Here is a 17,852-nt window from a genome sequence, read left to right as displayed (position 1 = left end):
CGTCGCGTGACTCAGTTCGTGGAATCCCACAGACCCGGCCGCGCGCTCGCCGAATCCGGCGCGGCCAGTCCGAAATGCCGGTACGTGAGCAGCGTGGCGATGCGGCCGCGCGGCGTGCGCTGCAGGAAGCCCTGCTGGATCAGATACGGCTCGAGCACGTCTTCGATCGTGTCGCGCTCCTCGCCGATTGCCGCCGCGAGATTGTCGACACCAACCGGGCCGCCGTCGAACTTGTACAGGATCGCTTCGAGCAGCTTGCGGTCCATCAGGTCGAAGCCGACCGCGTCGACGTCGAGCATGCTGAGCGCGGCGTCGGCCACCTGCGCGGTGATGTTGCCGTCGGCCTTCACTTCGGCGAAGTCGCGCACGCGCCGCAGCAGGCGGTTCGCGATACGCGGCGTGCCGCGCGCGCGACGGGCGATTTCGAATGCGCCGTCCGGATGGATCTGCGCGCCGAGCAGCGCGGCCGAACGCGTGACGATGCGCGTGAGCTCCTCGGCGTTATAGAACTCGAGTCGCGCGACGATGCCGAAGCGGTCGCGCAGCGGATTGGTCAGCATACCCGCGCGCGTGGTCGCGCCGACCAGCGTGAACGGCTGCAGATCGAGCTTCACGCTGCGCGCGGCCGGCCCTTCGCCGATCATGATGTCGATCTGATAATCCTCGAGCGCTGGATACAGGATTTCCTCGACGACCGGCGAGAGCCGGTGGATTTCGTCGATGAAAAGAACGTCGTTGGCTTCGAGATTGGTCAGCAGCGCGGCGAGGTCGCCGGCGCGTTCGAGCACCGGCCCCGACGTTTGCCGCAGATTGACGCCCATCTCGCGCGCGATGATGTGCGCGAGCGTGGTCTTGCCGAGGCCCGGCGGCCCGAACAGCAGCACGTGGTCCAGCGATTCGGAACGGCGCTTCGCGGCCTCGATGAAGATTTCGAGCTGGCCGCGCACTTTCTCCTGCCCGACATATTCGTCGAGCTGACGCGGGCGCAGCGCGCGCTCGAACGCTTCTTCGTTCGGCGACACGGGCGTGGCCGCGATGATGCGCTCGGCGGCGAGTTTGTCGGTTTCGATCATGCGGTCATTGTACCGCGCGCGGCTTGGCGCTTAGCCCTTCGACAGCGCCTTCAACGCGAGCTTGATGCCCTCGGACACGCCCGTACCGGCCGGCACGTTCTTGATCGCCGCGAGCGCTTCTTTTTCCGAGTAGCCGAGCGCGAGCAGCGCATTGAGGATGTCGGACGCGTGGTCGGATGGCGACGCGGCGCCCGCCATCGCGCCGAGGTCGGCGCCGAGCTTGCCCTTCAGTTCGAGCAGCAGCCGCTCGGCGGTCTTCTTGCCGATGCCCGGTACACGCGTGAGGCGCGCGGCGTCCTGCATCGTGACGGTCTGCGCGAGCTCTGAGACGCTCATGCCCGACAGCACCGCGAGCGCCATGCGCGCGCCGATGCCGGAAATTTTCAGCAGCTCGCGGAACGTCGAGCGTTCCTGCGCGGTGCCGAAGCCGTACAGCAGATGCGCGTCCTCGCGCACGATCATCTGCGTGAGCAGCACGACGCGCTCGCCGGTCGACGGCAGGTTGTAGAACGTGCTCATCGGCACGTCTACTTCATAGCCGATGCCGTTGCAGTCGACGAGCAGATGCGGCGGATTTTTTTCCAGCAGAACGCCGGCGATGCGACCGATCATGGCGGATTAGTTTTCAGAGTCGGATGGGAAAGCGCGAGTGTAGCGCAGCGGATCGGCGGCGCGGGGCATAGTTGCGCTAGCCGACCAGACGGCCGCGCCGCACTCGCAACCCCTTCTTTGCGAGCGCCGGCGCGATGCCGCCAAGCGTGCTCAGCGTCGAGCCACCGTGCGCATGGCAGATGGCCATGCCGAGCGCGTCGGCGGCGTCGGTGCCGGGCACGCCCGACAGGCTCAGCAGCCGCACGACCATCTGCTGCATTTGCTCCTTGGTCGCGCGGCCATAGCCGACCACCGACTGCTTCAGCTGCAGCGCGGTGTATTCGGCGACCGGCACGCCGCCCGCGACGAGCCCGCAGATCGCGGCGCCGCGCGCCTGGCCGAGCAGCAGCGTCGACTGCGGATTGACGTTGACGAAGACTTTTTCGATGGCAGCCTGATCCGGCGCGTGCTCGCGAATCAGCGTCGAGATGCCCGCGAAGATGGTGCCGAGCCGCGACGGCAGATCGGCGTCGGCGGTGCGGATCACGCCGCTCGCGACGTAGCTCAGTGTGTGGCCGTGTTGTTCGATCACGCCGAAGCCGGTCACGCGCAGGCCGGGGTCGATGCCGAGAATTCTCATGAGGTGCCGCACAAGCGATAAAAACCAGGTGCCTGCGATACTACATCGAACGCGGCGCGCGGCGGTCCGCTGGCAGCATGCTTAGCGGAATAAAAGCTGCTAAAGGCTTTGCGCAGGGAGGGCGATCGAGAATGGAGCGCTACCGCAATCTCAGCGGCGACTCGGGTGTCGACGCTTACGAAATCGGCGACGATTTCATCAAGGTGCGCTTTCGGCCGGGCGTCGTGTATTGGTACACAGAGGCGAGTGTCGGCGCCGAACATGTCGCGGTGCTGAAGCGTCTCGCGCGGCGGGGCCGGGGTTTGGGTACGTACATCAGCCAGCATGCGCAGGTGCGGGACGGTTACGCGCGCAAAGAGCCGGACGATTGAACGCGTCGCCGCGAAACAAAAGGCCCGGCGGACAACCCGCCGGGCCTGTCTTGCGGCTACCGAACTTAAGCCGATCAATGACGGAAGTGACGCACGCCAGTCAGCACCATCGCGATGTTGTGCTCGTCGGCGGCGCTGACCACTTCGTCGTCGCGCACCGAGCCGCCCGGCTGGATCACGCAGGTCGCGCCTGCCGCGACGACCACGTCGAGACCGTCGCGGAACGGGAAGAACGCGTCCGATGCGACCGCCGAACCGGCCAACGTCAGACCGGCGTTCTGCGCCTTGATGCTCGCGATGCGCGCCGAGTCCACGCGGCTCATCTGGCCCGCGCCGACGCCGAGCGTCATACCGTTCGCGCAGAACACGATCGCGTTCGACTTCACGTACTTCGCGACTCGCCATGCGAACAGCAGGTCGTCCATTTCCTTCGGCGTCGGATGACGCTTCGTGACGACGCGCAGTTCGCGCGGCTGCACGTTCTTCGAGTCGAGCGACTGCACGAGCAGGCCGCCGCCGACGCGCTTCAGATCGAACGTGTTATGGCCTTCGCCCAGCGTGATTTCGAGCAGACGCACGTTCTGCTTCGCCGCGAACACCTGACGCGCTTCGGCGCTGAACGACGGCGCGATCAGCACTTCGACGAACTGCTTCGCCACCGCTTGCGCGGTCGCTTCGTCGACTTCACGGTTGAACGCGATGATGCCGCCGAACGCCGAGGTCGGATCGGTCTGGAATGCCTTCGAATACGCTTCGTGAGCGTCCGCGCCGAGCGCGACGCCGCACGGATTCGCGTGTTTGACGATCACGCAGGCCGGCACGTCGAAGGTCTTCACGCATTCCCACGCCGCGTCGGAGTCGGCGATGTTGTTATACGACAGTTCCTTGCCCTGCAACTGGTTGTAATTCGCGAGCGCGCCGCCCGGCACCGCCAGGTCGCGGTAGAACGCCGCGCTCTGATGCGGGTTTTCGCCGTAGCGCAGGTCCTGCACCTTGTCGAACGCCATGTTGAAGGTGGCCGGGTACTCGTTGCGCGACGAATGCTGCAACTCGTCGGTCAGGCTCGTCAGGTAGTTCGTGATCGCGCCGTCGTATTGCGCGGTGTGCGCGTACACCTTGGTCGCGAGGCGGAAGTTCGTCTTGTACGACACCGTGTTGCCGTTCGAGCGCATTTCGTCGAGCACGACCGCGTAGTCGGCCGGATCGACCACCACCGTCACGTCGCGGTGATTCTTCGCGGCCGAGCGCAGCATCGTCGGGCCGCCGATGTCGATGTTCTCGATCGCGTCCTCGAGCGAGCACTCTTCCTTCGACACGGTCTGCACGAACGGGTACAGGTTCACGACCAGCAGGTCGATGGTCGGAATGTCGTGCTTCTCGAGCGCGGCCATGTGCTCGGGCAGGTCGCGGCGCGCGAGGATGCCGCCGTGCACCTTCGGATGCAGCGTTTTCACGCGCCCGTCGAGCATTTCCGGGAAACCCGTGTAGTCGGCGACTTCGGTGACGGACAGGCCCGCGTCCGCGAGCAGTTTCGCGGTGCCGCCGGTCGACAGGATCTTGATGCCGAGGTCCGATAGCGATTTGGCGAAGTCGACGATGCCGGACTTGTCGGAAACGGAGATGAGCGCTTGCTTGATCATGATGAAGACGAAAAGCCGAAGGGAAACGTGGCAGGGCGCGAGAAACTACGACGCGCTACAGCAAACCGTGTTGTTGCAGCTTCTTGCGCAGCGTATTGCGGTTGATGCCGAGATACTCGGCGGCCAGCGACTGGTTGCCGCCGGCCTGCTCGAGCACCACTTCGAGCAAGGGTTTTTCCACGCATGAAATGACCATGTCGTAGACGTCGTGCGGATTGGAGCCGTCGAGATCCTGGAAATACACGTCCAGGCTGTCGCGGACAGATTGTTCGATGTTGTTCTTGCTCATGCTGCTAGTCGGTCGGAGTTGTCCTCGCTCTCGCTGTCGAGCCCGGGGTTGCCGGGCGCGTCGTCGACGTAGACGAGGCGGTCTGAGATCGCCTTTTGCGCGTCAAAGAACTCGTTGACGGCGAGGAGTTGTTCGCGCGTGGTGTCCAGCGTATTCATGCGATGCCGGAACAGGTTGGCGCCGGAAAGGCCGCGAGTGTACCAGCCGATGTGCTTGCGCGCAGTGCGGACACCGGTAAATTCCCCGTAAAAAGCGTAGTGATCTTCGAGATGTTCGTTCATCACCTGCTGGATTTCGTCGATTCGCGGCGGCAGCAGCAGCTCGCCCGTTTGCAGGAAATGCTCGATCTCGCGAAAGAGCCACGGACGCCCCTGCGCAGCGCGCCCGATCATGATCGCGTCCGCGCCGGTCGCGGCGAGCACCTCGCGCGCCTTTTGCGGCGACGTGATGTCGCCGTTCGCGACGACCGGAATGCGCACCGCCGCCTTTACCGCGGCGATGGTTTCGTACTCGGCGTCGCCGTGGTACAGGTCCGCGCGCGTGCGGCCGTGCACGGTCAGCATCGAAATGCCCGCTGCTTGCGCGAGACGCGCGACGTTCAGCGCGTTTTTGTTCTCGCGATTCCAGCCGGTACGGATTTTCAGCGTGACGGGCACCGCGTCGGGCCCGACGCCGACCGCGTTCACGACGGCCTCGACGATGCGCTGCACGAGCGGTTCGTTTTGCAGCAGCGCCGAGCCGGCCGCGACGTTGCAGACCTTCTTGGCGGGGCAGCCCATGTTGATGTCGATGATCTGCGCGCCGTTCGCGACGTTGTAGCGGGCGGCTTCGGCCATCATCTCCGGGTCCGCGCCGGCGATCTGCACCGCGATCGGCTCGACCTCGCCTTCGTGGTTCGCGCGGCGCATGGTCTTTTCGCTCTTCCACAGCTGCGCGTTCGACGCGACCATTTCCGACACCGCATAGCCCGCGCCGAGCCGTTTGCACAGCTGGCGGAACGGTCGGTCGGTCACGCCGGCCATCGGGGCGACGAACAGGTTGTTACGCAGATTGTGGGGGCCGAGAGGGGGCATGGCGTGAGCGCGCGCCGACGACGGGCCAGGATTTGACAATCGTGACAGCCGGCGCAGCGCGAAATGCGAGGGAAAACGGCTATTTTAGCGTTAACGGGTTGCCGGGACTCGCGAACCGAGTCTCGTAACCCGTTAAATCTTCTATGAAAGTCGCCCGGCTCATAGAACCGCGCAGCGATTTCTCGCGCTTAACGGCGCTGGCCGAACATCATCTGCCGGGCGAGCGCGGCTTTGACCGGCGGCACGAATTCGAGTGCGGTCAGGGCGAGGCCGCGCAGTACCGCGAGCGGCGCGAAGTCGACGGTAAAGAGGCGCGCGAGCGTGTCAGTCGAGCCGATCGTCAGGCGCCGGTCGAGCGCGCGGCGTTGAGCGAAGGTGGCGAGCGCGAGCGGGGTCGGGCCTTCGGCCGACAGCGCGTCGACGAGCGCGTGCGCATCGCGCAAGCCCAGATTGAGGCCCTGGCCGGCTACCGGATGCAACGTCTGCGCCGCATTGCCGATCGCGACGATGTGGCCGTTCACCAGCGTGTCGACCGTGTTGAGACCGAGCGGGAACGACGCACGACCCTTGATGTGCGTAAAGCGGCCCATGCGGCCGCCGAACGCGGCGTCGAGCTCGCGCAGGAACGCTTCGTCGGAAAGCTGCGCGCGGCGCGCGGCTTCGTCGGGCGCGCAGCACCAGACGAGCGCGTAGTCGGCGCCACGCACGCCACCCATCGGCAGTAGCGCGATCGGACCTTGCGACGTGAAGCGCTCCCATGCGACGTGCGGCTGCGGCGCGGACACGGTGACCGTGCCGACCAGCGCGGTCTGGCCGTAGTCGCGCGAGCCGGCGTTGTTTTTACCGATGTCGCGTGCGCCGGCGTATTCGTCCGTGGCGCGGCTCGGACTTTTCGCTTGCTTCTGGTCGCCGAACAGGCCGCCCTCGGCGTTGACCAGAATCCGCGTGCGCAACTGGCGCGCGACGCCCGCGGTTTCGATCGGCAGCGTGACGCCGTCGAGCTCCTGAACCGGCGCGCCGGCCGAGGTCGAGCGGAACCAGTGGACCGGCGTCGCATGCACGGCGTCGGCGAGGCCATGCACGATCGAGCCATAGCGCAGCACGTAGCCGAGCGCGGGCAGGCCGTGCTCGCGATGATCGATCAGCGTGCGGCCGAAATGACCGCGTTGCGACACGTGGATGCGCTCGATCGCGGTGGCGTCGGCGGGCCAGCGCAGCGGCTCGAGGATCATCCGGCTGCCGTGCGAGACCGCGATCGCGCGCGGATCGGCGATCGAGTCTTCCGGCTCACGCGCGTCGACGAGCGCGATCTTCAGCTCGCGCGTCACGCTGCGGCGCGCGAGCCAGCCGGCGAGCGCGAGGCCGACCGGCCCGGCGCCGACGATCGTCACGTCGAAATCGAACCCCTGCTGGTGGGAGGCGGGCCTCAGGATCACCGCCGAGGGAGATGCTTCGTTCATCGCGGATCAGGTCCTCTGTTGATGCGACGCTTGATGGAGGGCTCGTGCTTCCTGCATCAGCGCCTCGATCTCGTCGGCGGCGACCGGCACGTCGCGCGTGATCAGCTCACAGCCGGTCGGCGTCACGATCGCGTCGTCCTCGATGCGGATGCCGATGTTCCAGTAGCGTTCGGGCACACCCTCGGCCGGGCGGACGTACAAGCCCGGCTCGATCGTCAGCGTCATCGACGCGCGCAGCGTGCGCCACGGCAGCACGCCCGCTTCGTCGCGCGCCGCGCCGCGCTCGCGGTAGTCGCCGCAGTCGTGCACGTCCATGCCGAGCCAGTGGCCGGTGCGGTGCATGTAGAACGGCACGTAGGCGCGCTCGGCGATCACGTCGTCGACCGAGGCGAACTTCGCGCGCGGCACGATGCCGGTGTCGAGCAGCCCCTGCGACAGCACGCGCAGCGCGGCCTGATGCGGATCGTCGAAGCTCGCACCGGCGCGCGTCGCGTCGACGGCGGCCTGTTGCGCTGCCAGCACGATGTCGTACAGCTCGCGCTGCGCCGGCGTGAAACGCCCGCTCGCCGGAAACGTGCGCGTGATGTCGGACGCGTAGCCGTCGAGCTCGCAGGCCGCGTCGATCAGGATCAGGTCGCCGTCGCACGCGATCGCGTTGCCGGCCGGGTAGTGCAGCACGCACGCGTTCGCGCCAGCCGCGACGATCGACGTATAGGCCGGCGCCTGCGCGCCAAACTTGCGGAACGTGTAGAGCAGTTCGGCCTCGAGTTCGTACTCGCGGATACCGGGCCGGCACACCGCCATCGCGCGACGATGCGCGGCCGCCGAAATCTGTCCGGCGCGGCGCATGATCGCGAGTTCGTGGTCGTCCTTGACGAGCCGCATCTCGTCGAGCAACGGCAGCAGGTCGCGCGCGGCCGTGGGCGCAACGGTGCCGCCGCGGCTTTGCGCGCGCACCGCGTCGAGCCAGCCGCGCACCTGCTCGTCGAAATGCGCCGAGGTGCCGAACGCGTAGTGCAGCGCCGGCTTGTCGGCGATGATGCGCGGCAACTGCGTGTCGAGTTCGCCGATCGGGAACGCGGCGTCGAGCCCGAATGCTTCGCGCGCGCCGTCGGGGCCGAAGCGGAAGCCTTCCCATGTCTCGCGCTCGACGCTTTTCTCGCGGCAGAACAGCATCGACGCGGGCGCGCCGGGCGCGGCGCTGGCATCGAGCACCAGCAGCGCTTCGGGCTCGGTGAAGCCGGTCAGATAATAGAAGTAGCTGTCGTGGCGGTACGGGTAGTCAGTGTCGCGGTTGCGCTGCGCTTCCGGCGCGGTCGGGACGATGGCGACGCCGCCGCCCGCGGCGCGCAGCGCGGCGAGAACGCGCTCGCGGCGCGTGCGGTAGACGTCGATGGCGATGGTGGGTTCGGTCGGCTGGTTCATCGTGCGATTGTAGCGCCGCGATTCTCCTGGCCCCATTCTCGGCGCACGACATTGACTCGCTTTGTGCGGCTCCGGACGGCGCGGCGGCCGCCGTCATGTTGCAATCCGTCCACAGCGGCTCGGCGGGCGGTTCGTGAAGATGCCGCCAGCACGCTCGCGGAAGCCTTAGACCACTTATACTTTCGCCGGATTCAGAAAAAGGCAGAAGGTCATGATGAAACTCATCGGTTCGTTCGGCAGCCCGTTCGTGCGCAAAGCACGCATCGTGCTCGCCGATAAGAAGATCGACTACGAACTGGTGCCCGAGAACGTCTGGGCGCCGGATACCCGGATTCACACCTTCAATCCGCTCGGCAAGGTGCCGTGCCTCGTGATGGAAGACGGCGAGGCCGTGTTCGATTCACGCGTGATCTGCGAGTACGTCGATACGCTGTCGCCGGTCGGCAAGCTGATTCCGCCGTCGGGGCGCGAGCGCGTCGCAGTGCGCTGTTGGGAAGCGCTCGCCGACGGCCTGCTCGACGCGGCCGTGCTGATCCGTCTCGAAGGCACGCAGCGCGCGCCCGAGCAGCGGGTGGACGCGTGGCTCGCGCGGCAGCAGCGCAAGATCGACGAAGCGCTGATCGCGATGTCGCAAGGGCTCGGCAGCAAGCCGTGGTGCGCGAGCAATCACTACACGCTGGCCGACATCGCGGTGGGCTGCGCGCTCGGCTATCTGGACTTCCGTATGCCGGAACTGAACTGGCGCGAATCGCATCCGAACCTGGACAAGCATTTCCAGAAGCTGTCGCTGCGGCAGTCGTTCATCGATACGGTGCCGAAGGATTGATGAAGCTCGAACGAGCATGAAAAAAATGCGCCTGCATGTCAGGCGCAATTTTTTTGCGGGTGTCGTGCCTTTGACGTCGGCGTTACCGCTTGCCGTTGCGTCGCCGCGCGAGCCCCGGTCCGAACGCGAAACCGAACGCGAGCAGCAGCACCGACACCGCGAGCACCGTGTTGTTGCCGCTCGTCACGTAAGGCGTGTTGCCTGAGGTGCCTTGCACGCGCACGTCGAGCGAACCGACCGTGTAGGGCGTCAGGCGCCCGATCACGCGGCCGTTCGCGTCGATCGCGGCGGTGATGCCGGTGTTGGTTGCGCGCAGCATCGGCCGGCCGGTTTCGAGCGAGCGCATGCGCGCGATCTGCAGATGCTGGTCGAGCGCGATCGTGTCGCCGAACCACGCGAGATTGGTCGAGTTGATCAGCACGCCGGCGGGCGTCGCATTCTCGCGCAGCGTGCGCGCGATCTCCTCGCCGAAGATGTCCTCGTAGCAGATGTTCACCGCGACCGGCTGGTTATGCACCATGAACGGCTTTTGTACCGGCGGGCCGGGGAAGAAATCGCCGAGCGGAATGTTCATCAGGTTCACGAACCAGCGGAAGCCCCACGGCACGAATTCGCCGAACGGTACCAGATGGTGCTTGTCGTAGCGATAAATCTCGTGCGAGCCGGGCGTGACGCCGAACAGGCTGTTGGTGTAGTCGACCACCCGGCCGTCCGGCGTGATCGTGCCGCCGATCGCGCCGAACAGCAGCGCGCTGCCGGTCGAATCCGTGAACTGGCGGATCGCGGCCGCGAAGTTCGGCGGAAGCTGCTGCGCGAGCACGGGGATCGCGGTTTCCGGCGTGACGATCAGATCGGCCGGCTTCGACGTGATCATCTGCTGATACTCGTCGACCGCCGCGCGCAAGCCGGCTTCCTCGAACTTCATCTCCTGCTTCACGTTGCCTTGCAACAGCCGCACCGACAGCGGCGCGTTGGCGGGCGTGGTCCACTGCACGAGCGGCAGCAGCAGGCCGATCACGAGCAGCGCGAGCGCGACGCCAGCAGGCACGACGATGGGGGCGACGCGCGTGCCGCGGCCCCGCGCGGCGCGACCGCCGGCGTCATCAGCGGCGCTGGCGTTCGGCTCGAGCGATTCATTCGCCCGCCCGGAGCGCCACGACGGCAGCAGCGCCAGCAACGCCTGCACGATCAACGCGGCCGTCAGCGCAACCATCCAACCGACGCCATATACGCCGACCACCGGTGCAAACCCCGCCAACGGGCCGTCGACCTGCGCATAACCGGTGGCGAGCCACGGAAAGCCGGTGAACACCGTGCCGCGCAGCCATTCGCCGATCGCCCACGCGCTTGCAAAGGCGAGCGCGCCGTGCCAGGTCGGCGAGAATGGCGCGCGCTCGTCGGCCGCGCCGTTGCGCGCATGGCCCGCGCAGAACGACCACACCCCCGCGGCGAGCGCCGGATAGACCGCGAGATACAGGGAGAACAGCACGAGCGCCGTGCCGGCGAGCGGCGCCGGCATGCCACCGTAGTAGTGCATGCTCACATACAGCCACCAGACCCCGCTCACGAAGTTGCCGAAGCCGAACGCGCCGCCCGTCAGCGCGGCGCTTTTCCAGCCGGTGCTGCGCGTGAGCCACGCGAAGAAGAACACGAAGATCGCGAGTTGCAGCCAGCCGCCATGCGGCGTCGGCGCGAACGACAGCGTATTGGCCGCGCCCGCGGCCAATGCGACGAGGTAGTGCCAGCGCGGCAGCGCGCGGCTGCGCGTGCCGTCTTCGGTGGGAGCGGGGGCGCTCACGCCGCGGTGCGAACGGGAAGTGATCGGGTCGGCCATTGTCGCGCGGTCGGCGTCGGTAGTTGAAAGGGCAACTCGGTAGGTAAAAAAACGAGTTGGCAAATGCGCCGGCAATGAAAGCGCGCGGGCGCTCAGGCCGTGCATCGGCCCGAGCCGCCGGCTCAGGTCTGCACGTGCTGTGACTCGCGCTCGCCCGCGAGCGGGTCGCGGCGCACCAGCAGCATGTGGATCTGGCGGGCGTCGCCGCGCAGGATCTCGAAGATCAGGTCGTCGAGGCGGACTTTCTCGCCCCGATGCGGCACCCGGCCGAAGTGATGCGTGACCAGCCCGCCGATCGTGTCGACTTCGTCGTCCGAATAATGCGTGCCGAAGGTGTCGTTGAACTGCTCGATCTCGGTCAGCGCGCGCACGCGAAAGCGTCCGTCCGGCGAAGCGATGATGTTGCCGCTCTCCTCGTCGAAATCGTATTCGTCCTCGATGTCTCCGACGATCTGCTCCAGTACGTCTTCGATCGTGATCAGGCCCGCGACGCCGCCGTACTCGTCGACGACCACCGCGAGGTGGTTGCGGTTCACGCGGAAGTCGTGCAGCAGCACGTTCAGCCGCTTCGACTCGGGGATGAACACGGCAGGGCGCAGCATGCCGCGTACGTCGAACTCTTCTTCGGCGTAGTAGCGCAGCAGATCTTTCGCGAGCAGCACGCCGATGATGTTGTCGCGATTGCCCTCGTAGACCGGATAGCGCGAATGCGCCTTGTCCAGCACGTAGGGGATGAATTCAGCGGGATTGTCCGCGATGTTGATCGCGTCCATTTGCGCGCGCGGCACCATGATGTCGCGTGCGCTCAGTTCCGACACCTGGAACACGCCTTCGATCATCGACAGCGAGTCGGCGTCGATCAGGTTGCGTTCGTGCGCGTCCTGCAGAATTTCCAGAAGTTCGGCGCGCGAGTCGGGCTCGGGCGAGATGAAGTCGGTCAGGCGCTCGAGCAGCGTGCGCTTTTCCTGCGGTTTGTCGAGTTGACGTCCGGTATGGCGTCGACTGGGATACGTGTCGTTCATGGTAGTGCGCCCGGCGAGACTGGGCGCGCTGTTGCAGAGCGTTAAGGATACACCAGGCGCATGGCGGAACCGTGTCCTGCCGGGCCCGGCGATGAGCGAAGCCAGGGTGAAACGGCCCCGCCGCGACGGCGGAGCGTGGAATCATCCTAACCGATTACGCGGGCAAAAGCGCTCGCCGCCAAAAAAGTCGCGGGTGGGGTTTTGCCGAGATGCCGCGGTCACACGGCCGGCTTGCAACGCGCGAGCAGCGCTTCGAGCGCGCGGTCCGGCATGCCGCTCTCGCGCAGCGCGTGCACGGTCCGGCTCACGTAATCGAAGGTCGTGCCGTAGCGGCCGCTCGCGCAGCCCAGCACGGTCTGGATGATGTCGTCGCGCAACTTGCCGGTGTAGCTCGGCACGTCGCGGCGCATCACGAATGCGAGCGCGTCGACGCGCCGGCCGTCCGCGAGCACGCACGGCAGCCACGCGGGACGGTACGAGCCCATCGGCATTTCGCGGCGCCACAGTGCTTCGAGATGCGGCCTCGAGCCATCGGCCGCGAGCCGGAAGGCCATGCCGGTGCACGAGCCGCCGCGATCGAGCGCGAGCACGAGGCCGGGCTGCTCTGGCGTGCCGCGATTGACTCGCGACCACAGATAGAGGCCGCGGTGATAGCCGTGCACCTTCGAGCGCATCGCCTCGACGGTCGGCAGGCCCGGGTTCCAGATCAGCGAGCCATAGCCGAACAGCCACAGATCGCTTTGGCGGTCCCAGCCGCGCAACGTGGATTCGAGCGACGCGTGCAGTTCGTCGTCCGTCAGAAGCCGCGAGTCGCCGAGCACCGGCGGGTAGTCCGGACAGCGCACGGGGATATCGGCTTCGGGGGACGGAGTGCTCACGGTGGGTTCGGGCGGGTTGGCGTCGAGGAGGGGCGGAACGCCTATTGGTAAGGGTCCGGAAAGCCGAGCTTGCCGAGGATTTCGGTTTCGATCGCTTCCATTTCCTCGGCTTCTTCTTCGACCTCGTGGTCGTAGCCCTGTGCATGCAGCGTGCCGTGCACGAGCAGGTGCGCGTAATGCGCGGCGAGCGGCTTGCCCTGCTCGGCGGCTTCCTTCTCGACCACCGGGCAGCACAGAATCAGATCGCCCGTGACCGGATCATCTTCCGATTCGGCATAGGCGAAGGTCAGCACGTTGGTCGCGTAATCCTTGCCGCGATAGGTGCGATTCAGCGTGCGGCCTTCTTCGGCGTCGACGAACCGAACCGTCAGTTGGCCGTCCGCGAACAGCGCCGCCTTGATCCAGCCGGCCACCGTCGCGCGCGGCAGCAGCACCTTGTGTTCCGGCCAGGCTTTGGCGGCGGGGAATTGCAGGCTCAACGTCAGTTTCGGGGTGCGGCTCATGCGGTTTCTATGCGTGGCATTCCTGGCTCAGTCTTTTTTTTGCGGCGAGGCGACGCGGGCCTCGCGCTGCGAAGCGCATCGCTTTAGCGCGGATCGACCGCGGCCGGCGACTTCTGCGCATGCGCATCGTACGCCTCCACAATTCGCGCGACCAGCGGATGCCGCACCACGTCCGCGCTCGTGAAACGCGTGAGCGCGATGCCGCGCACGTTCGCGAGCACCTGCTGCGCTTCGATCAGCCCGCTCTTCTGGCCGCGCGGCAGATCGACCTGGGTCGTGTCGCCGGTGACGACCGCCTTCGAGCCGAAGCCGATTCGCGTGAGGAACATCTTCATCTGCTCGGGCGTGGTGTTCTGCGCCTCGTCGAGGATGATGAACGCGTGATTCAGCGTGCGGCCGCGCATGTATGCGAGCGGCGCGATTTCGATCATCTGCCGCTCGAACATCTTCGCGGTTTTGTCGAAGCCGAGCAGGTCGTACAGCGCGTCGTAGAGCGGGCGCAGATACGGATCGACTTTCTGCGCGAGATCGCCCGGCAAAAAGCCGAGCCGCTCGCCCGCCTCGACGGCCGGGCGCGTCAGCACGATGCGTTTGACCTGGTCGCGCTCGAGCGCGTCGACCGCGCAGGCCACCGCGAGATAGGTCTTGCCGGTGCCGGCGGGGCCGACGCCGAACGTGACGTCGTGCGACACGATCTGCTTCAGGTACTCGCGCTGCGCCGGCGTGCGGCCGCGCAGATCCGCGCGTCGCGTGTACAGCTTCGGGCCGTATTCCTCGAAGTCGTCCTCGCTCGCATTGGCGTCGGCGGGCTGGTCGAACGGGTGATCGGGATTGCCGGCGAAGTGCGCGTCGACGGGGTCGCCATTGCCATTGCCGTTGCCATTCGAACGATGACGCACCGGATGACGCACTTCGACGAGCGCGAGCTGGATGTCGTCGACCGACAAAGGCTCGCGCGCATTGTTGTAGAAGTTTTCGAGCGCGGTGAGCGCGAGCTTCGCGCCGCGCCCGCGGATCGCGATGCGGTGGCCGCGGCGCTGCAGGGTCACGTCGAGCGCCTGCTCGATCTGCCGCAGATTTTCGTCGAGCGGTCCGCAGAGGTTGGCGAGCCGCGCATTATCTTCGCGCGGTGCGGTGAATTCCAGAGGCTGCTGAGTGGTCTTCAAGGCGGTGAGTCGATCCTGTCGGTTGCGGTACTCGGAATGTCGTTCAATGCGTCGTCGCGGCGCTGTCGTCGTGAACCATCACGAGTTCACCACGCAGCGAGTGTGGATACGCGTGCACGATCTTCACGTCGACCATCTGACCGATCAGCCGTGCATGCGACGCGACCGGCGCCGGGAAATTGACGACGCGGTTGTTCCCGGTGCGGCCCGCGAGCTCGTTCGGGTCCTTGCGCGCCGGGCGCTCGACCAGAATGCGTTCGACCTTGCCGACCATCGCGTCGCTGATGCGCTGCACGTTCTCTTCGATCGTGGCCTGCAGATGTTGCAGGCGCTTGAGCTTCACCTCGCGCGGCGTGTCGTCGTGCAGGTTCGCGGCCGGCGTACCGGGACGCGGGCTATAGATGAACGAGAAGCTCGTGTCGTACTTCATCTCTTCGACGAGCGCCATCATCTTCGCGAAGTCTTCCTCGGTCTCGCCGGGGAAGCCGACGATCATGTCCGTCGACAGCGACAGGTCCGGGCGGATCGCGCGCAGCTTGCGGATCACCGACTTGTACTCGAGCACGGTGTAGCCGCGCTTCATCGCCATCAGGATGCGGTCGGAGCCGTGCTGCACCGGCAGATGCAGGTGGCTGACGAGCTTCGGCACCTTCGCGTAGGTGTCGATCAGGCGCTGCGTGAATTCCTTCGGATGCGACGTCGTGTAGCGGATCCGTTCGATGCCGGGGATGTCCGCGACGTATTCGATCAGCGTCGCGAAGTCGGCGATCTCGGTCGAACCCACGGTCAGCGCGCCGCCGAATTTTCCACGATAAGCGTTCACGTTCTGGCCGAGCAGCGTGACTTCGCGCACGCCCTGGTCGGCGAGGCCGGCGATTTCGGTCAGCACGTCGTCGAGCGGACGCGACACTTCCTCGCCGCGCGTGTACGGCACGACGCAGTAGCTGCAGTACTTGCTGCAGCCTTCCATGATCGACACGAACGCGCTCGGACCTTCGACGCGCGCCGGCGGCAGGTGATCGAACTTCTCGATTTCGGGAAACGAAATATCGACCTGCGCGCGGCCGCTCGCGCGGCGCTCGTCGATCATCTGCGGCAGGCGGTGCAGCGTTTGCGGACCGAACACGATATCGACGTACGGCGCGCGCGCGACGATCGATGCGCCTTCCTGACTCGCGACGCAGCCACCCACGCCAATGATCAGATTCGGATTCGCGTCTTTCAGCTCGCGCACGCGGCCGAGGTCGGAGAAGACTTTTTCCTGCGCTTTTTCGCGCACCGAGCAGGTATTGAACAGGATCACGTCGGCGTCTTCGGGCGTGTCGGTCTTGACGAGTCCTTCAGCGGCACCGAGCACGTCGACCATCTTGTCGGAGTCGTACTCGTTCATCTGGCAGCCAAAGGTCTTTACATAAACTTTCTTGGTCATCGAATTTCGCCGGTCGCAGTGGTTAACCTGGGGGCGTCGTAAAAAGGTGAAGGAGGCCGCGGCGCGGGACAGCGCGGCGCGTGATGGCCGGCTTGCGCGTGTCTTTGCAGCGTAACTCGATATTATAGCCCTTCACACAACGGGGGTTTCGGCGCTCATTGGCCGGTCCGGCGGCAGTCCCAGCAGGCTTTCCAGTTCATCCGACACCTGCGCGAAGCGCTCGGCGAGGAAATCGAGCAGCACGCGCACGCGCGGCGCCATGAAGCGATTGCGGTGATACAGCGCGTGCAGCGGGGCATCGGGGTAGCGCCATTCCGGCAGCAGGATCTTCAGGCGGCCGGCGCGCAGGTCCGCTTCCACGTCCCACATTGATTTGATCGCGATGCCGTAGCCGCGCAGCGCCCATTCGCGCGCGACCGCGCCGTCGTTGGTTTCGCGCGCCGCTTCGAACGGCACGCTGTAGTGCTGCACCTCGTCACCGCGCGTGAAGCGCCATTCGCTGGCCGGCCCCGATGCGGTGCCGAGCACGATGCAGTCGAAATTGGCGAGGTCGAGCGGGTTCTTCGGCTCGCCGCGACGCCCGACGTATTCAGGTGATGCGCACAGCACCCGCGGGTTCGGCGCGAGCCGGCGCGCGACCAGCGAGCTGTCCTGCGGCACGCCGAAGCGGATCGCCAGATCGATGTCCTCCTGCACGAGATTGGCCAGCGCATCCGACAGCGTCAACGCGAACGTCACGTCCGGGTACAGCGCGTTGAATTCGTCGAGCCAGTGCATCAGCAGGTTGCGGCCGAAATCCGAGGTCGCCGACACCCGCACCTTGCCGCGCACGACGTTCTGGCCCGCTTGCAGCGCGGCTTCGGCGTCGTCGAGCGATTGCAGCGCCTGGCGGCAGCAGTTCAGGTAGAGGCGGCCTTCGTCGGTGAGCCGTAGCTGCCGCGTGGTGCGCTCGAACAGGCGCGCTTTGAGCCTCGCTTCCAGTTTCGCGAGCCGCGCGCTCGCCGCGGCGGGTGTCAGGCCCATCTTGCGGCCCGCCGCCGACAGGCTGCCTTGCTGGGCCGCTTCGACGAAGAGGCGGATGTCGCCGAGGTTATCCATCGCTGGCTTTCAAGCGGAATTTGAAAATGCTTCAAATGCTACGCCAATTATCAAATTGGCGTCACGCCGCGACAATGCAGCCGTCGAAACCTCCGCTGCTGTCCTTCGTCATGCAACTCGGTCACGCGACCATCGTCACCGCCGACCTCGATTCCGCCCGACGTTTCTTCGTCGACATTGCCGGGTTCACCGAAGGCGCGCGCCTGCCGTTTTCCGTCGACGGCTACTGGCTGAACGCAAGCGGCCGCCCGGTAGTGCATCGGATCGCCGCGCTGGCTTCCGGCGCGGCGGGCCGCGTCATGCCGCGCATCGATCACATCGCCTTTCGGCTCGATAGCGCCGGCGAACGGCAAGCGTTGCTCGAGCGGCTCGACGCGCACGACATCGGCTATCAGACCGCCAGGTGCCGGCGAGCGCCGTGCAACCGGAGCAGCGGCAGCTGTTCGTCGCGCTCGCGCCGGGCGTCGTCATCGAATTCGTGACGGCGGCGCGCCAGGCCCTTCAACCCAAACCCTGATCCCACCTCATTCCCGG

The 17,852-nt window shown here is 66.2% G+C and carries 17 protein-coding genes and 1 pseudogene; 3 read left to right on the top strand and 15 right to left on the bottom strand.

What is annotated here, in order from left to right; translation table 11 throughout:
• Positions 1-11: 11 nt before the first annotated feature.
• From ruvB to ruvC, 3 genes are all read right to left on the bottom strand, one after another.
• Positions 12-1,073, bottom strand: a complete 1,062-nt coding sequence (gene ruvB, locus F6X40_RS13415) for a Holliday junction branch migration DNA helicase RuvB (RefSeq protein ID WP_184022944.1) — start codon at positions 1,071-1,073, stop codon at positions 12-14.
• A gap of 30 nt (positions 1,074-1,103) precedes the next feature.
• The gene (gene ruvA / locus F6X40_RS13410) at positions 1,104-1,685 is read right to left on the bottom strand and encodes a Holliday junction branch migration protein RuvA (RefSeq protein WP_187628201.1); all 582 of its coding nucleotides are present in this window, start codon (positions 1,683-1,685) and stop codon (positions 1,104-1,106) included.
• A gap of 76 nt (positions 1,686-1,761) precedes the next feature.
• Positions 1,762-2,304: a crossover junction endodeoxyribonuclease RuvC gene (gene ruvC / locus F6X40_RS13405; RefSeq protein WP_184006515.1), complete on the bottom strand. Its 543-nt coding sequence runs from the start codon at positions 2,302-2,304 to the stop codon at positions 1,762-1,764.
• Between the two features lie 131 nt (positions 2,305-2,435).
• On the opposite strand from ruvC, the gene F6X40_RS13400 reads away from it, so the two are divergent.
• On the top strand, positions 2,436-2,675 hold the full coding sequence (locus F6X40_RS13400) for a hypothetical protein (RefSeq protein WP_018421774.1): 240 nt from the start codon (positions 2,436-2,438) through the stop codon (positions 2,673-2,675).
• Positions 2,676-2,749: 74 nt separating this feature from the next.
• On the opposite strand, the gene purH is transcribed toward F6X40_RS13400, so the two are convergent.
• The 5 genes from purH to F6X40_RS13375 form a co-directional block, all read right to left on the bottom strand.
• Positions 2,750-4,315, bottom strand: coding sequence for a bifunctional phosphoribosylaminoimidazolecarboxamide formyltransferase/IMP cyclohydrolase (gene purH, locus F6X40_RS13395; protein WP_187628200.1), 1,566 nt, complete (start codon positions 4,313-4,315; stop codon positions 2,750-2,752).
• 55 nt (positions 4,316-4,370) lie between these two features.
• Positions 4,371-4,604, bottom strand: a complete 234-nt coding sequence (locus tag F6X40_RS13390; protein ID WP_008919619.1) for a Fis family transcriptional regulator — start codon at positions 4,602-4,604, stop codon at positions 4,371-4,373.
• Positions 4,601-5,677, bottom strand: a complete 1,077-nt coding sequence (gene dusB, locus F6X40_RS13385) for a tRNA dihydrouridine synthase DusB (RefSeq protein WP_187628199.1) — start codon at positions 5,675-5,677, stop codon at positions 4,601-4,603. The genes F6X40_RS13390 and dusB overlap by 4 nt, the downstream gene beginning before the upstream one ends.
• A 188-nt stretch (positions 5,678-5,865) precedes the next feature.
• Positions 5,866-7,137, bottom strand: a complete 1,272-nt coding sequence (locus F6X40_RS13380; RefSeq protein WP_187628198.1) for a UbiH/UbiF/VisC/COQ6 family ubiquinone biosynthesis hydroxylase — start codon at positions 7,135-7,137, stop codon at positions 5,866-5,868.
• 6 nt (positions 7,138-7,143) lie between these two features.
• Entirely contained in the window at positions 7,144-8,562 is a 1,419-nt protein-coding gene (locus tag F6X40_RS13375) for an aminopeptidase P N-terminal domain-containing protein (protein WP_187628197.1), read from the bottom strand.
• Between the two features lie 211 nt (positions 8,563-8,773).
• Here F6X40_RS13375 and F6X40_RS13370 point away from each other — a divergent pair, with 211 nt between their 5' ends.
• Positions 8,774-9,388, top strand: a complete 615-nt coding sequence (locus tag F6X40_RS13370) for a glutathione S-transferase C-terminal domain-containing protein (RefSeq protein ID WP_184022950.1) — start codon at positions 8,774-8,776, stop codon at positions 9,386-9,388.
• An 82-nt stretch (positions 9,389-9,470) separates the two neighbouring features.
• On the opposite strand, the gene lnt is transcribed toward F6X40_RS13370, so the two are convergent.
• The 7 genes from lnt to F6X40_RS13335 all read right to left on the bottom strand — a co-directional run bounded on the left by lnt (position 9,471) and on the right by F6X40_RS13335 (position 17,318).
• A complete protein-coding gene (gene lnt, locus F6X40_RS13365; RefSeq protein WP_187628196.1) occupies positions 9,471-11,222 on the bottom strand; it encodes an apolipoprotein N-acyltransferase in 1,752 nt (583 codons plus the stop codon).
• A gap of 122 nt (positions 11,223-11,344) precedes the next feature.
• Entirely contained in the window at positions 11,345-12,244 is a 900-nt protein-coding gene (locus tag F6X40_RS13360) for an HlyC/CorC family transporter (RefSeq protein ID WP_187628195.1), read from the bottom strand.
• Between the two features lie 218 nt (positions 12,245-12,462).
• Positions 12,463-13,122 (bottom strand): gamma-glutamylcyclotransferase, encoded by a 660-nt coding sequence (locus F6X40_RS13355; RefSeq protein WP_184066679.1) that lies wholly within the window; start codon positions 13,120-13,122, stop codon positions 12,463-12,465.
• A gap of 41 nt (positions 13,123-13,163) precedes the next feature.
• The gene (gene ybeY, locus F6X40_RS13350) at positions 13,164-13,625 is read right to left on the bottom strand and encodes an rRNA maturation RNase YbeY (protein WP_187628194.1); all 462 of its coding nucleotides are present in this window, start codon (positions 13,623-13,625) and stop codon (positions 13,164-13,166) included.
• A gap of 83 nt (positions 13,626-13,708) precedes the next feature.
• Entirely contained in the window at positions 13,709-14,791 is a 1,083-nt protein-coding gene (locus F6X40_RS13345; RefSeq protein ID WP_184066673.1) for a PhoH family protein, read from the bottom strand.
• Positions 14,792-14,834: 43 nt separating this feature from the next.
• Entirely contained in the window at positions 14,835-16,220 is a 1,386-nt protein-coding gene (miaB, locus tag F6X40_RS13340; protein ID WP_187628193.1) for a tRNA (N6-isopentenyl adenosine(37)-C2)-methylthiotransferase MiaB, read from the bottom strand.
• Between the two features lie 132 nt (positions 16,221-16,352).
• Positions 16,353-17,318 carry a LysR family transcriptional regulator gene (locus tag F6X40_RS13335; protein WP_187628192.1) on the bottom strand — a complete coding sequence of 322 codons (966 nt, stop codon included), beginning with the start codon at positions 17,316-17,318 and terminating at the stop codon, positions 16,353-16,355.
• Between the two features lie 110 nt (positions 17,319-17,428).
• Between F6X40_RS13335 and F6X40_RS13330 the strand changes: the two are divergent.
• Positions 17,429-17,835, top strand: a pseudogene (locus F6X40_RS13330) (VOC family protein).
• Positions 17,836-17,852: the final 17 nt, after the last annotated feature.

The sequence above is a fragment of the Paraburkholderia sp. UCT31 genome, from assembly GCF_014397655.1.
GTDB lineage: Bacteria > Pseudomonadota > Gammaproteobacteria > Burkholderiales > Burkholderiaceae > Paraburkholderia > Paraburkholderia tuberum.
This window is presented reverse-complemented; position numbering and strand designations above follow the sequence as displayed.

What these genes read in the sequence shown, in the direction of transcription:
- ruvB (WP_184022944.1), bottom strand. Translation starts at nt 1,073, where the DNA reads ATGATCGAAACCGACAAACTCGCCGCCGAGCGCATCATCGCGGCCACG.
- ruvA (WP_187628201.1), bottom strand. Translation starts at nt 1,685, where the DNA reads ATGATCGGTCGCATCGCCGGCGTTCTGCTGGAAAAAAATCCGCCGCAT.
- ruvC (WP_184006515.1), bottom strand. Translation starts at nt 2,304, where the DNA reads ATGAGAATTCTCGGCATCGACCCCGGCCTGCGCGTGACCGGCTTCGGC.
- F6X40_RS13400 (WP_018421774.1), top strand. Translation starts at nt 2,436, where the DNA reads ATGGAGCGCTACCGCAATCTCAGCGGCGACTCGGGTGTCGACGCTTAC.
- purH (WP_187628200.1), bottom strand. Translation starts at nt 4,315, where the DNA reads ATGATCAAGCAAGCGCTCATCTCCGTTTCCGACAAGTCCGGCATCGTC.
- F6X40_RS13390 (WP_008919619.1), bottom strand. Translation starts at nt 4,604, where the DNA reads ATGAGCAAGAACAACATCGAACAATCTGTCCGCGACAGCCTGGACGTG.
- dusB (WP_187628199.1), bottom strand. Translation starts at nt 5,677, where the DNA reads ATGCCCCCTCTCGGCCCCCACAATCTGCGTAACAACCTGTTCGTCGCC.
- F6X40_RS13380 (WP_187628198.1), bottom strand. Translation starts at nt 7,137, where the DNA reads ATGAACGAAGCATCTCCCTCGGCGGTGATCCTGAGGCCCGCCTCCCAC.
- F6X40_RS13375 (WP_187628197.1), bottom strand. Translation starts at nt 8,562, where the DNA reads ATGAACCAGCCGACCGAACCCACCATCGCCATCGACGTCTACCGCACG.
- F6X40_RS13370 (WP_184022950.1), top strand. Translation starts at nt 8,774, where the DNA reads ATGATGAAACTCATCGGTTCGTTCGGCAGCCCGTTCGTGCGCAAAGCA.
- lnt (WP_187628196.1), bottom strand. Translation starts at nt 11,222, where the DNA reads ATGGCCGACCCGATCACTTCCCGTTCGCACCGCGGCGTGAGCGCCCCC.
- F6X40_RS13360 (WP_187628195.1), bottom strand. Translation starts at nt 12,244, where the DNA reads ATGAACGACACGTATCCCAGTCGACGCCATACCGGACGTCAACTCGAC.
- ybeY (WP_187628194.1), bottom strand. Translation starts at nt 13,625, where the DNA reads ATGAGCCGCACCCCGAAACTGACGTTGAGCCTGCAATTCCCCGCCGCC.
- miaB (WP_187628193.1), bottom strand. Translation starts at nt 16,220, where the DNA reads ATGACCAAGAAAGTTTATGTAAAGACCTTTGGCTGCCAGATGAACGAG.
- F6X40_RS13335 (WP_187628192.1), bottom strand. Translation starts at nt 17,318, where the DNA reads ATGGATAACCTCGGCGACATCCGCCTCTTCGTCGAAGCGGCCCAGCAA.